Genomic DNA, 12,596 nt, shown 5'->3' on the forward strand with positions numbered 1-12,596 from the left:
TCGGCGGACCCCCTTGTCCCGACCGATCGTTCGGTTACTCTAACTCCGTACGCGTCTCCCTGCCCAGCTCGACGAGGAGTTGGTCCATTCCATGGCCACCGCCCAGCCGACCACCGACGTTCTGGCCGAGAAGCACCGGTCCACACTCGATCAGGCCCTCGCCACCATTCGCACCCGCGCCTACTGGTCGCCGTACCCCGAGCATCCGAAGGCGTACGGCGCGGACGGCTCGCTGGACGCGGCCGCCGGCCTCGCCGCCCACGAGGCGGTGCTGAACGGCCGCTTCGAGCTCGACCAGCCCGGCACCGACGGCTGGACCGGCGGCGAGGTCTCGCCGTACGGCCCCGCGCTCGGCATCGAGTACCCGCACGCGGACGTCGACGTCCTGCTGCCCGCGATGCGCGCCGGCCTGCCCGCCTGGCGCGACGCCGGGCCGGAGACGCGCGCCCTGGTCTGCCTGGAGATCCTGGCCCGGATCTCGGCCCGCACCCACGAGTTCGCCCACGCGGTCATGCACACCAGCGGCCAGGCGTTCATGATGGCGTTCCAGGCCGGCGGCCCGCACGCGCAGGACCGCGGCCTGGAGGCGGTGGCGTACGCGTACGAGGAGCAGACCCGCACGCCCGCCGGCCGGGCCGCCTGGTCCAAGCCGCAGGGCAAGCGGGACCCGCTGGAGCTGTCCAAGGAGTTCACCCCGGTCGGCCGCGGCGTCGCCCTGGTCATCGGCTGCAACACCTTCCCGACGTGGAACGGCTACCCGGGCCTCTTCGCCTCCCTCGCGACGGGCAACGCGGTCCTGGTGAAGCCCCACCCGCGCGCGGTCCTCCCGCTGGCGCTGACCGTGAAGGTCGCCCGCGAGGTCCTCGCCGAGTCCGGCTTCGACCCGAACCTGGTGGCGCTGGCCACCGAGCGTCCGGGCGAGGGCATCGCCAAGACCCTCGCGGTCCGCCCGGAGATCCGGATCATCGACTACACCGGCTCCACCGAGTTCGGCGACTGGCTGGAGGACAACGCCCGCCAGGCGCAGGTCTACACCGAGAAGGCCGGCGTCAACACCGTCCTGATCGACTCCACCGACGACTACAAGGGCATGCTGTCCAACCTGGCGTTCTCGCTGTCCCTGTACAGCGGCCAGATGTGCACCACCCCGCAGAACCTGCTGATCCCCCGCGACGGCATCGCCACCGACCAGGGCGCCAAGTCCTACGACGAGGTGGTGGCCGACCTGGCCGCCGCCGTCGGCGGCCTCCTCGGCGACGACGCCCGGGCCAACGCCCTGCTCGGCGCCCTGGTGAACCCGGACGTGAAGGCCCGCCTGGAGGCCGCCGCCGGTCTCGGCGAGGTCGCCCTGGCCTCCCGCGAGGTCGCCAACCCGGACTTCCCGGAGGCGGTCGTCCGCACCCCCGTCATGGTCAAGCTGGACGGCTCCAAGCCGGACGCCGAGGCCGCGTACCTCTCCGAGTGCTTCGGCCCGGTCTCCTTCGCCGTCTCGGTCGACTCCACGGCCGACGGCCTGGAGCTGCTGCGGCGCACGATCCGCGACAAGGGCGCGATGACGGTCGGCGCGTACACCACCTCCGCCGACACCGAGCGGGCCGTCGAGGAGATCTGCCTGGACGAGTCGGCGCAGCTCTCGCTCAACCTCACGGGCGGGGTGTACGTGAACCAGACGGCCGCCTTCTCCGACTTCCACGGCTCGGGCGGCAACCCCGCGGCGAACGCGGCGCTGTGCGACGGCGCCTTCGTCTCCAACCGCTTCCGGGTGGTCGAGGTGCGCCGCCAGGCCTGATCCGGCGGCCCGCCCGGGGTGCCGGTCCCTACTCGGGGGCCGGCACGTCGGCGTAGCGCTGGATCCAGGCGTGCATGGCGATCGCGGCGGCCGCCCCGGCGTTGATCGACCGGGTGGAGCCGAACTGGGCGATCGAGCAGACCTTCGCCACGTGGCGGCGGGCCTCCTCGGTCAGCCCGGGCCCCTCCTGCCCGAAGAGCAGCACACAGCGGCGGGGCAGCACGGTCCGCTCCAGCGGCACCGAGCCCGGCAGGTTGTCGATGCCGATGATCGGCAGGTCCTCGGCCGCCGCCCAGGCGGTGAGCGCCTCGGTGTCGGGGTGGTGCCGCACGTGCTGGTAGCGGTCGGTGACCATGGCGCCGCGCCTGTTCCAGCGGCGGCGCCCCACGATGTGCACCTCCTTGGCCAGGAAGGCGTTGGCGGTGCGCACCACGGACCCGATGTTGAAGTCGTGGCCCCAGTTCTCCACGGCCACGTGGAAGTCGTGCCGGCGGGTGTCGAGGTCGGCGACGATCGCCTCCCGCGTCCAGTACCGGTAGGCGTCGACGACGTTGCGCCGGTCGCCCCCGGCCAGCAGTTCGCGGTCGTGACGCGGGTCCTCGGGCCACGGCTCGGGGTGCGGGCCGACGCCGACCTCGGGGCCGTACCCCTCGTCGTACTGGAGCGGCTCGGCCCCGGACGGGACGGGGTGTTCTTCGGTGGTGCTCACCCGACGAGGGTACGGGGAGCGGCCTCGCCGCCCGTCTCGCCGCCCGGCTCCCCGTCCCGCGCGGGGCGCTGCGGGGGCAGCGGTGCCGCGGCGGGCCTCCGCCGCAGCAGCCGGTCCCGGCCCCGGATCACGCGCGCGCCCAGCCACACCAGGAAGACGGTGGGCAGGAAGACGGCGTCGGCGGCGATCATCGCCAGTGAGAAGGCCGGCAGCCCGAGCAGGAGCGCGATGCCCGCGTGCTCCAGCATCATCGCGACGAGCAGGACGTTCTTCACCTTGCGCTTGAACAGCGTGAACGGGAAGGCGACCTGCACGATCACCGTGCCGTAGCTGAGCAGCATGACCATGATCCCGCTGGAGGCGAGGAGCTCGGAGAGCCCCGGCCACGGGGTGAAGTAGTCCAGGTGCAGCGGGTAGTAGAGCGCGGTGCCGTCCTGCCAGCGCGAGCCCTGGATCTTGTACCAGCCGGCGGTGGCGTAGATCAGGCAGACCTCGGCCATGAGGACCACGAGGGCCGCGTTGTGGGCGAGGTTCGCGAGCACGTCCAGGAGGACGCGGGGCTCGCCGGGCGCGTACTGCTCGACCAGCCACCACAGGCCCTGTCCGAGCCAGAGCACCCAGAGCAGCACGTACAGCCACCACTCGCCGGTGACCGGGCTGAACCAGGTCGCGGCGACCAGGAACCCGCCGAGGACGATCCACAGGACGGGGCCCGCGAGCTCGGCCCGCCGGCCGGCCTCCTCGCCCCGGGACGCCCTGCGGGCGGCCCGCCGGGCGTCCAGCGACCACACCTGGCCGCAGCGCAGCAGCGTGAGGTAGATCGAGACGAGGTGCACCACGTTGTCGCCGCCGTCGCCGAGGAAGACGGACCGGTTCTGCAGCGACAGCGCGCCGACCATGAAGACCACCGACACGGCCCGGGTGTGCCAGCCGAGCAGCAGCAGCACGGCGGCGACGACGGCCAGGCCGTAGACCACCTCGAACCAGAGCCGCCCGTCGGACCACATCAGGACCGTGAACGCGCGGTTGTCGGCGATCAGCCGGCGGGCCAGCTCGAACGACCACGGGCCGTCGGGGCCGTACATCTCGTGCCGGTGCGGGAACTCCCGCACCAGGAAGAACAGCCAGGTCAGCGAGAAGCCGATCCGGACGATCGCGGTCTGGTACGGGCCCAGCGCGCGCGAGGTGACGGTCTGCGCCGCCCGCGCGAGCTTGCGGTCGAAGGGCACGCGCGCCGGGGCCGCGGCCGGTGCGGGGCTGGGGGCGGTCATCGGCGGGACTCCGTGCGGCTGGGGGCGGTCATCGGCTCGTCTCCGTACGGCTGCGGTCGGCGTCGGTGATCTCCCACCAGGGCATCAGCCGGAACGAGGGCTCGGTGGAGCGCTTCTCGGTGCTCCAGTGCGGGGCGGCCAGGGGCGTCACGGTGCGGCGGAGCTGGATCCGCTCCACCGTGCCGCCGACGTCCGCGCGCGCCCCGGGCCCCTCGATGCGCGTCAGCACGATCCTGCGCATGTACTCCTCCGAGAGCCGGCCCCGCATGCCCTTGGGGCGGCCCTCGTCGTCGTGCGCGTTGCCGTACCAGTCGATGGCCCGGCGCAGCAGGTTCTGCTGGGTGTGGCTCGGGAAGACGCTGCCGCGGACGTCCTCGACGTCCTGGGCGGTGAGGTCGATCCAGCCGGTGGTGCGGCGGGCGCCGTCGGCGCCGGAGACCTCGGCGCGGACCTGCACCGAGACGTTCTGCTGGAGCGGGTTGGGCGCGAAGAGCTTCCAGTTCTGCTCGAACTCGGGATAGATCCAGTCGTCGACCGCCTGGCCGTGCTGCTTGGTGACCGTGTTCGAGGGCGCCACGTGCAGGAAGACCATGGCCAGGTGCAGGGAGGCGAGCACCGCCGCGGAGGCCAGCGCGACCGCCGCCACCACCTGGTACGGCATGGACAGCGCCAGGATCCCTCCGGCCGGCCGCCGCTCCGCGCTGCCGTCGATGTGCGCGCTCATCCCACCCCGATCCCGGGCTTCCCGACCCGATCCCGTCCCACCGGTGACCCGCTCGTCTGCGCCCCGATCGGAGCAGGCGGTTATCCACAGGGTTGACACCATACGGGCCGCCGACCCACCATTGAAGTCATTCAACCGAACGATCGGTCGGTAGGGGGTCCGATGACCGCAGGGACGGCAGGGACGGCAGTGACCGTGGAAGCGCCCGGCACACACGCCGCGGACGCGGCGGCGCAGGCCGCCCGCGAGGCGGTGTTCGACGCCGCGGTCGCAGCCGACGAGCGCATCGAGCCGCGCGACTGGATGCCGGAGGCCTACCGCGCCTCCCTCGTCCGCCAGATCGCACAGCACGCCCACTCCGAGATCATCGGCATGCAGCCCGAGGCCAACTGGATCACCCGCGCGCCCTCGCTGCGCCGCAAGGCCATCCTCATGGCCAAGGTCCAGGACGAGGCCGGCCACGGCCTGTACCTCTACAGCGCCGCCGAGACCCTCGGCGTCAGCCGCGACGAGCTCCTCGACAAGCTCCACAGCGGCCGCCAGAAGTACTCCTCGATCTTCAACTACCCCACCCTCACCTGGGCCGACGTCGGCGCCATCGGCTGGCTCGTCGACGGCGCCGCCATCACCAACCAGGTCCCCCTCTGCCGCTGCTCCTACGGCCCGTACGCCCGGGCCATGGTCCGCGTCTGCAAGGAGGAGTCCTTCCACCAGCGCCAGGGATACGAAGCCCTGCTCGCCCTCTCCCGCGGCACCGAGGCCCAGCACGCCATGGCCCAGGACGCGGTGGACCGCTGGTGGTGGCCGTCCCTGATGATGTTCGGCCCGCCCGACGACGTGTCGACCCACTCCACCCAGGCGATGGCCTGGAAGATCAAGCGCCACTCCAACGACGAACTGCGCCAGCGCTTCGTCGACATCGCCGTCCCGCAGGCGGAGGCCCTCGGCCTCACCCTCCCCGACCCCGACCTGAAGTGGAACGAGGAGCGCGGGCACTACGACTTCGGCCCCATCGACTGGGACGAGTTCTGGGACGTGCTCAAGGGCAACGGCCCCTGCAACGACCAGCGGATCACCAAGCGCCGCCAGGCCCACGAGGACGGCGCCTGGGTCAGAGAGGCCGCCGCGGCCTACGCGCGCAAGCACACCGGACAGCACGGGGAGGCACAGGCATGAGCAGCGACACTTGGCCCCTGTGGGAGGTGTTCGTGCGCTCCCGCCGAGGGCTCTCCCACACCCACGCCGGCAGCCTCCACGCCCCCGACGCGGAGATGGCCCTGCGCAACGCCCGGGACCTCTACACCCGCCGAATGGAAGGCGTCTCCCTCTGGGTCGTGCCCTCCGCCTCCATCACCGCCTCCTCCCCGGACGAGAAGGACCCCTTCTTCGAGCCGGCCGCCGACAAGCCCTACCGGCACCCGACCTTCTACGAGATCCCGGAGGGGGTGAAGCACCTGTGACCACCACCGACACCACCGTCACCGCCGCGGCCCTCGCCCTCGGCGACGACGCCCTCGTCCTCGCCCAGCGCCTGGGGGAGTGGGCCGGCAACGCCCCCGCCCTGGAGGAGGACGTCGCCCTCGCCAACATCGCGCTCGACCTCCTCGGCCAGGCCCGCGTCCTCCTCTCCCTCGCCGGCGACGAGGACGAACTCGCCTTCCTCCGCGAAGAGCGCGACTTCCGCAACGTCCAGCTGGTCGAGCAGCCCAACGGCGACTTCGCCCACACCATCGCCCGCCAGCTGTACTTCTCCACCTACCAGCGGCTCCTGTACGCGGCGCTGGCCGCCGACGACGGCCCGCTGACCGGACTCGCCGCCAAGGCCGTCAAGGAAGTCGCCTACCACCAGGACCACGCCGAACACTGGACCCTCCGCCTCGGCGACGGCACCGACGAGAGCCACCGCCGCATGCAGACCGCCTGCGACGCCCTCTGGCGGTACACCGGCGAGCTCTTCCAGCCCCTCGACGGCCTCGCCGTCGACACCACCGCCCTCGAAGCCGCCTGGCTGGACTCCGTCACCGGGGTCCTCACCCGCGCCGGCCTCACCGTCCCCACCGGCCCCCGCACCGGCGCCTGGCGCGCCGGCGCCGGCCGCCAGGGCCTCCACACCGAACACTTCGGCCGGATGCTCGCCGAGATGCAGCACCTCCACCGCAGCCACCCGGGGGCGACATGGTGACCGCCACCGCCACCCCCCTGGAGGCCGAGCTCGCCCGGATCGCCGGCGCCGTCCTCGACCCCGAGCTGCCCGTCCTCACCCTCGCCGAACTCGGCGTGCTCCGCGGCGTCCACGTCACCGGCCCCGGCCGCGTCGAAGTCGCCCTCACCCCCACCTACACCGGCTGCCCCGCCGTGGAGACGATGTCCACCGACATCGAGCACGCCCTCCACGAACACGGCATCCCCGAGGTCACCGTCGTCACCGTCCTCGCCCCCGCCTGGACCACCGACGACATCAGCGAGGAAGGCCGCCGCAAACTCACCGAGTTCGGCATCGCCCCACCCCGCCCCCAGGGCCCCGCCGGCGGACCCGTCGCCCTCACCCTGGCCATCCGCTGCCCCCACTGCGGCTCCACGGACACCGAGCTCCTCAGCCGCTTCTCCTCCACCGCCTGCAAGGCCCTGCGCCGCTGCGCCGCCTGCCGCGAACCCTTCGACCACTTCAAGGAGCTGTAGATGTTCCATCCGCTCCCGGTCAGCCGGGTCGAGCGGCTCACCGACGACTCCGTGGCCGTCACCTTCGCGGTCCCCGACGAACTCCACGAGACCTTCCGGCACCGCCCCGGCCAGCACCTCGCCCTGCGCCGCACCGACGAGTCCGGCGAGGAGATCCGCCGCACCTACTCGATCTGCTCCGCCGCCGCCCCGGCCGGCGAGCGGCCCGAACTCCGCGTCGGCATCCGCCTCGTCGACGGCGGCGCCTTCTCCACCTGGGCCCTCAAGGAACTCACCCCCGGCCACACCGTCGACGTCATGGCCCCCACCGGCCGCTTCGTCCTCGACCCGCGCCCCGGACACTTCGCCGCCATCGCCGGCGGCAGCGGCATCACCCCGGTGCTCTCCATGGCCGCCACCCTCCTCGACCGCGAACCCGAGGCCCGGTTCTGCCTGATCCGCAGCGACCGCACCGCCGCCTCCACGATGTTCCTCGACGAGGTCGCCGACCTGAAGGACCGCCACCCCGACCGCTTCCAGCTCGTCACCGTCCTCTCCCGCGAGGAACAGCAGGCGGGCCTCCCCTCCGGCCGCCTCGACCAGGAGCGGCTCGCCGCCCTCCTGCCCGCCCTCCTCCCGGTCGGCGCCATCGACGGCTGGTTCCTCTGCGGCCCCCTCGGCCTCGTCCAGGGCGCCGAGCACGCCCTGCGCGACCTCGGCGTCGACCGCGCCCACGTCCACCAGGAGATCTTCCACGTCGACGACGGCTCGGGCCCCGCGCCCGTCCCCACCGCCGACACCCCCGCCCACGCCACCCTCACGGCCACCCTCCACGGCCGCTCCGGCACCTGGCCCGTCGAGCGCGGCGAGAGCCTCCTCGACACCGTCCTGCGCGCCCGCGCCGACGCCCCCTACGCCTGCAAGGGCGGAGTCTGCGGCACCTGCCGCGCCTTCGTCGTCGGCGGCGAGGTCCGCATGGACCGCAACTTCGCCCTCGAACCGGAAGAGACCGACGCCGGGTACGTCCTGGCCTGCCAGTCCCACCCGGCCACCCCCGATGTGGAGCTGGACTTCGACCGCTGAGCCCATTCCCTTCCGCTAGAACCTGTTCTATCTTGACGGCCCGTCAGGCGTGTGCGCCCGGCGGGCCGCCCGGACGAGCGACGGACAGCGACGGAAGGACAGGGCCATGGACTTCACGTTCACCGAGGAGCAGCAGGCGGCCGCGGAGACGGCCCGCGCCGTCTTCGCCGACGTCGCCCCCGACGCCGTACCCAGCCCCGCCCTCACCCCGACCGCCGTCGCCGACGACCTCGACCGCCCCCTGTGGCGGCGGCTCGCCGCCACCGACCTCCTCGGCCTCCTCGTCGGCCCCGAGCACGGCGGCACCGGCCTCGACCCGATCGCCCTCTGCCTCGTCCTGCGCGAGTCCGCCCGCGTCCTGGCCCGCGTCCCCCTCCTGGAGACCGCCGCCGTCACCCACGTCCTCGGACACCACGCCCCGGCCGCCACCGCCGCCGCACTCCTGCCCGAGGTCGCCGCCGGCCGACTGGTCCTCACCGCCGCCGCCCACGGCACCACCGGCCACGAACCCGCCGAACTGTCCGTCACCGCCCGCCCCGACGGCGACCACTGGATCCTCGACGGCACCACCGACCAGGTCCCCTGGGCCCACCAGGCCGACCTGACCGCCGTCCCCGCGCACACCGCCGACGGCCGCACGGTCCTCGCCCTGCTCCCCCGCGACCACGCGGGCCTCACCCTCGACGCCCAGTACGGCACCCACGGCGAACGCCTCGCCCGGCTACGGCTCGACGGCGCCCGCCTCCCCGCCGACCACGTCCTCGACTCCGCCGACGCCTGGCCGGCGCTGCGCGCCCTGCTCACCACCGGCACCTGCGCGCTCGCCCTCGGCCTCGGCGAGCAGGTCCTCACCATGACGAGCCAGTACACCGGGAAGCGCGAACAGTTCGGCCACCCCGTGGCCACCTTCCAGGCCGTCGCCGTCCAGGCCGCCGACCGCTACATCGACCTCCGCGCGATGGAGGCCACCCTGTGGCAGGCCGCCTGGCGCGTCAGCACCGCCACCGAAGCGGCCCTGCCCGTCGAGGCGGACCTCGCCGTGGCCAAGATCTGGGCGGCGGAAGGGGTCCGCCGCGTCGTCCAGACCGCCCAGCACCTGCACGGCGGCTTCGGAGCCGACACCGACTACCCGCTGCACCGCTACCACGCCTGGGCGAAGTACCTCGAACTCTCCCTGGGCCCGGCCGCCGCCCACGAGGAGACCCTGGGCGACCTCATCGCCGCCCACCCCCCGGCCTGACCGACACCGACACCGACAGGGCCGAGGCACCCCACTCCGGGTGCCTCAGCCGTCTCGGTCGCCCCAGGCGCCTCAGCCTTCTCGGCTTTCTCAGGCGACGAACCCGGGCCCGCCGTCCGCGACCACCGGCCGCCCGGCGCCTTCCCAGGCCACCATCCCGCCGTCCACGTTCACCGCGTCGTAGCCCTGCTGCACCAGGTACTGCGTGACCTGGGCCGACCGGCCGCCGACCCGGCACATGACATAGGCGCGGCCGCGCTCGGCGAGCACCTCGCCGACCTCCGCGAACCGGGCCACGAAGTCACTCATCGGCACGTGGACCGCACCCTCGACCCGGCCGGCCGCCCACTCGTCGTCCTCCCGCACGTCGAGCACCAGGGCATCGGCGGGGACGGACGCGGCGGGCACCGACGGCAGCGGGGCGAAACTCATGGGACGACCTTCTCTCGTATACGGCGGAACCGCCTCGACCTCGAAAAAAACCTACTGCACCAGCGCGGCCAGCTCGGCCTCGCGCTCGGACACCTGACCGCGCAGCTGCTCGGCGATCTCCTCGAGGAGCCGGTCGGGGTCCTCCGGCGCCAGCCGCAGCATGGAGCCGATGGCGCTGTCCTCCAGCTCGCGCGCCAGCGCGGACAGCAGGTCCTTGCGCTGCGCCAGCCACTCAAGGCGCGCGTAGAGCTCCTCGCTCTCGCTGAGCCGCTCCTCGGCCGGCACAGGACCGGCCTCCCACTCCTCGGCGAGCTCGCGCAGCAGCGCCTCGTCGCCCCGCGCGTAGGCGGCGTTCACGCGGGTGATGAACTCCTCCCGCCGCTTCCGCTCGTCCTCCTCGCGCGCCAGGTCGGGATGGGCCTTGCGGGCGAGCTCACGGTAGAGCCGCCGCACCTCCTCGCTGGGCCGCACCCGCTGCGGCGGCCGCACCGGCCGCTCGGTCAGCATCGCCGCCGCCTCGGCGGAGAGCCCGTCGGAGTCGATCCAGTCGTCGAAGAGCACCTCGACCCCCGGCAGCGGCAGCACCGCGGCCCGCGCCTCCCGCGCCAGCCGCAGATCCTCCGGATCACCGCTCTTCTCGGCCCGCGCCTCGGCGATCGACGCGTCCAGCTCGTCGAGGCGCGCGTACATCGGCCCCAGCTTCTCGTGGTGCAGCCGCGAGAAGTTCTCCACCTCGACCCGGAAGGTCTCGACGGCGATCTCGAACTCGATCAACGCCTGCTCGGCCACCCGAACAGCCCGCTCCAGCCGGGCCTCGGCCCGCTCCTCGGACCCAGCCCCCGGCCCCGTCTCCGACGCCTGCCCCGGACCCGCCTCCGGGTCCGACACCTGCCGCGGCTCCCGCTGCGCACCCGGCTCCGCGTCCGGCTCCCGGCCCTGGTCCTGGTCCTCGCTCACGTTCACGCCCGCCCACGTCCTCGTTCCGGCCCGACCCCTCAAGCGTAGGTCCTCACAAGGGGGCCCTCCCCCCTCCCTCCCCTCCCTCCCCTCCCCCTCGTTGTCCCCTCCGGCGCCTCTCAGGCGCCTCTCAGACGCCCAGTTCCGCCGCCATGCGGCCGGTGCGGATCGCCGTGAGCAGGTCGGCGTGGTCCGCGGTGGTGCGGTCGGCGTAGGCGACCGCGAAGGCGGCGACGGCCTCGTCGAACTCCTCGTTCTTGCCGCAGTAGCCGGCTATCAGGCGCGGGTCGGCGCTGTGGGCGTGGGCGCGGGCGAGGAGCGCGCCGGTCATGCGGCCGTAGTCGTCGACCTGGTCGGCGGTGAGCGCGGCGGGGTCGACGCTGCCCTTGCGGTTGCGGAACTGGCGCACCTGGAAGGGGCGCCCGTCGACCGTGGTCCAGCCGAGCAGTATGTCGCTGACGACCTGCATGCGCTTCTGCCCGAGGACGACGCGCCGGCCCTCGTGGCCGGGGTCCGGGACGGTGAACCCGGCGGGCAGGTGGGGCAGGAGCACGGACGGCCGGGCTTCCTTCACCTGGAGGACGAGCGGTTCGCCGCGGTGGTCGAGGAGCAGGACGACATAGGAGCGGGTGCCGACGCTGCCGGTGCCGACGACCCGGAAGGCGACGTCGTGGACGGCGTACCGGGCGAGGAGCGGCCGGCGGTCCTCGGAGACGGTCTCCAGGTACTCCCCGAGGGCGGCGGTGACGGCCGAGGCCTCGGCGTCGGGCACCCGGCGCAGGACCGGCGGCGCGTCGACGAAGCGGCGTCCGCCGCCGGCGGTCTCGGTGACGGCCTCGGTGGAGCGGGCGGCGAACCGGGCGCTGGTGTTGTTGCGGGCCTTGGCGGAGACCCGTTCCAGGGTGCCGAGGAGGTCGCGGGCGTCGGTGTGGGAGACGAGCTCCTCGTCGGGTATCGCGTTCCAGGCGTCGAGGGCGGGCAGCCGGGCGAGGAGCCGCATGGTGCGCCGGTAGGCGCCGACGGTGTCGAAGGCGGCGGCCCGGCAGGTGTCCTCGTCGGCGCCGACGACGCGGCCGGCGAGGACGAGGGAGGTGGCGAGCCGCTTGAGGTCCCATTCCCAGGGGCCGACGACGGTCTCGTCGAAGTCGTTGAGGTCCATCACGAGCCGGCCGCGGGCGTCGCCGTAGAGGCCGAAGTTGGCGGCGTGGGCGTCGCCGCAGAGCTGTGCGGCGACGCCGGTGACGGGGGTGCCGGCGAGGTCGTGGGCCATGAGGCCGGCGGAGCCGCGCAGGAAGGCGAAGGGGTTGGCGGCCATGCGGCCGACGCGGATGGGGGTGAGCTCGGGGACCCGGCCGCGGCTGGACTCCTCGACGGCGCGGACCGCGTCGGGGCGTCCGGCGGGGAGGGTGAGCTCGGCGTGGGAGGCGCGGGGGACGGTGGCGCGCAGTTGCCTGCCGCGCTCCTTGGCGGAGTGCTCCGCGCTGCCGCGCCGTACGAATCCGGGCACGTGCGGGATGCGCTCCGTGTCCGTACCGCCACGCTGTCCGGGCACGACGGCCTGGATCTCGTCCATGGGACGACCTCCCCCGATGACTGGCCGGACAGTGCGTCCGACGACTTCCGGACCTGACGGTACAGCCGGTCTTGATCGCCCGTCTTCCCCTGTGGACAACTACCTGTGGACAACCAATGAGCCCCAGGTCAGAGGGGTTCGGGCGGGGTTCGGAGCGGGT

13 protein-coding genes are annotated in these 12,596 nt (G+C 73.4%); 7 read left to right on the forward strand and 6 right to left on the reverse strand.

From position 1 onward, the window contains the following. The first annotated feature begins 91 nt into the window (after positions 1-91). Entirely contained in the window at positions 92-1,789 is a 1,698-nt protein-coding gene (gene paaN / locus ABZ621_RS10925) for a phenylacetic acid degradation protein PaaN (protein ID WP_360602916.1), read from the forward strand. 28 nt (positions 1,790-1,817) lie between these two features. Here paaN and ABZ621_RS10930 read toward each other — a convergent pair whose 3' ends face one another. Genes ABZ621_RS10930 through ABZ621_RS10940 form a run of 3 tightly spaced genes read right to left on the reverse strand, consistent with a single transcriptional unit; the run spans position 1,818 to position 4,493 of the window. Next, on the reverse strand, positions 1,818-2,498 hold the full coding sequence (locus ABZ621_RS10930; RefSeq protein WP_360602918.1) for a TrmH family RNA methyltransferase: 681 nt from the start codon (positions 2,496-2,498) through the stop codon (positions 1,818-1,820). Further along, the gene (locus tag ABZ621_RS10935) at positions 2,495-3,769 is read right to left on the reverse strand and encodes an HTTM domain-containing protein (protein WP_360602920.1); all 1,275 of its coding nucleotides are present in this window, start codon (positions 3,767-3,769) and stop codon (positions 2,495-2,497) included. Before ABZ621_RS10935 ends, ABZ621_RS10930 begins: the two co-directional genes overlap by 4 nt. 28 nt (positions 3,770-3,797) lie before the next feature. Further along, on the reverse strand, positions 3,798-4,493 hold the full coding sequence (locus ABZ621_RS10940; RefSeq protein ID WP_360602922.1) for a DUF5819 family protein: 696 nt from the start codon (positions 4,491-4,493) through the stop codon (positions 3,798-3,800). Between the two features lie 162 nt (positions 4,494-4,655). Between ABZ621_RS10940 and paaA the strand changes: the two genes are divergently transcribed. The 6 genes from paaA to ABZ621_RS10970 all read left to right on the forward strand — a co-directional run bounded on the left by paaA (position 4,656) and on the right by ABZ621_RS10970 (position 9,474). Next, complete coding sequence (paaA, locus tag ABZ621_RS10945; RefSeq protein ID WP_360602923.1) at positions 4,656-5,669, forward strand: 1,2-phenylacetyl-CoA epoxidase subunit PaaA; 1,014 nt, start codon at positions 4,656-4,658, stop codon at positions 5,667-5,669. Then, positions 5,666-5,953, forward strand: coding sequence for a 1,2-phenylacetyl-CoA epoxidase subunit PaaB (gene paaB / locus ABZ621_RS10950; RefSeq protein ID WP_043229098.1), 288 nt, complete (start codon positions 5,666-5,668; stop codon positions 5,951-5,953). Before paaA ends, paaB begins: the two co-directional genes overlap by 4 nt. Further along, positions 5,950-6,675, forward strand: coding sequence for a 1,2-phenylacetyl-CoA epoxidase subunit PaaC (gene paaC, locus ABZ621_RS10955; RefSeq protein ID WP_360602926.1), 726 nt, complete (start codon positions 5,950-5,952; stop codon positions 6,673-6,675). The genes paaB and paaC overlap by 4 nt, the downstream gene beginning before the upstream one ends. Then, entirely contained in the window at positions 6,669-7,172 is a 504-nt protein-coding gene (paaD, locus tag ABZ621_RS10960) for a 1,2-phenylacetyl-CoA epoxidase subunit PaaD (protein WP_360602928.1), read from the forward strand. The genes paaC and paaD overlap by 7 nt, the downstream gene beginning before the upstream one ends. After that, positions 7,173-8,234 carry a 2Fe-2S iron-sulfur cluster-binding protein gene (locus ABZ621_RS10965; RefSeq protein WP_360602930.1) on the forward strand — a complete coding sequence of 354 codons (1,062 nt, stop codon included), beginning with the start codon at positions 7,173-7,175 and terminating at the stop codon, positions 8,232-8,234. Between the two features lie 106 nt (positions 8,235-8,340). Then, positions 8,341-9,474, forward strand: coding sequence for an acyl-CoA dehydrogenase family protein (locus ABZ621_RS10970; RefSeq protein WP_360602931.1), 1,134 nt, complete (start codon positions 8,341-8,343; stop codon positions 9,472-9,474). A 90-nt stretch (positions 9,475-9,564) separates the two neighbouring features. Here ABZ621_RS10970 and ABZ621_RS10975 read toward each other — a convergent pair whose 3' ends face one another. From ABZ621_RS10975 to ABZ621_RS10985, 3 genes are all read right to left on the reverse strand, one after another. Continuing rightward, complete coding sequence (locus tag ABZ621_RS10975) at positions 9,565-9,906, reverse strand: rhodanese-like domain-containing protein (protein WP_189944798.1); 342 nt, start codon at positions 9,904-9,906, stop codon at positions 9,565-9,567. A gap of 51 nt (positions 9,907-9,957) precedes the next feature. Then, entirely contained in the window at positions 9,958-10,794 is an 837-nt protein-coding gene (locus tag ABZ621_RS10980) for a hypothetical protein (protein WP_360603015.1), read from the reverse strand. Between the two features lie 199 nt (positions 10,795-10,993). Next, entirely contained in the window at positions 10,994-12,436 is a 1,443-nt protein-coding gene (locus ABZ621_RS10985; RefSeq protein ID WP_360602934.1) for a DUF2252 domain-containing protein, read from the reverse strand. Positions 12,437-12,596: the final 160 nt, after the last annotated feature.

Source organism: Streptomyces sp. NPDC007863 (assembly GCF_040633895.1).
In the GTDB taxonomy this organism is placed as follows: Bacteria; Actinomycetota; Actinomycetes; order Streptomycetales; family Streptomycetaceae; genus Streptomyces.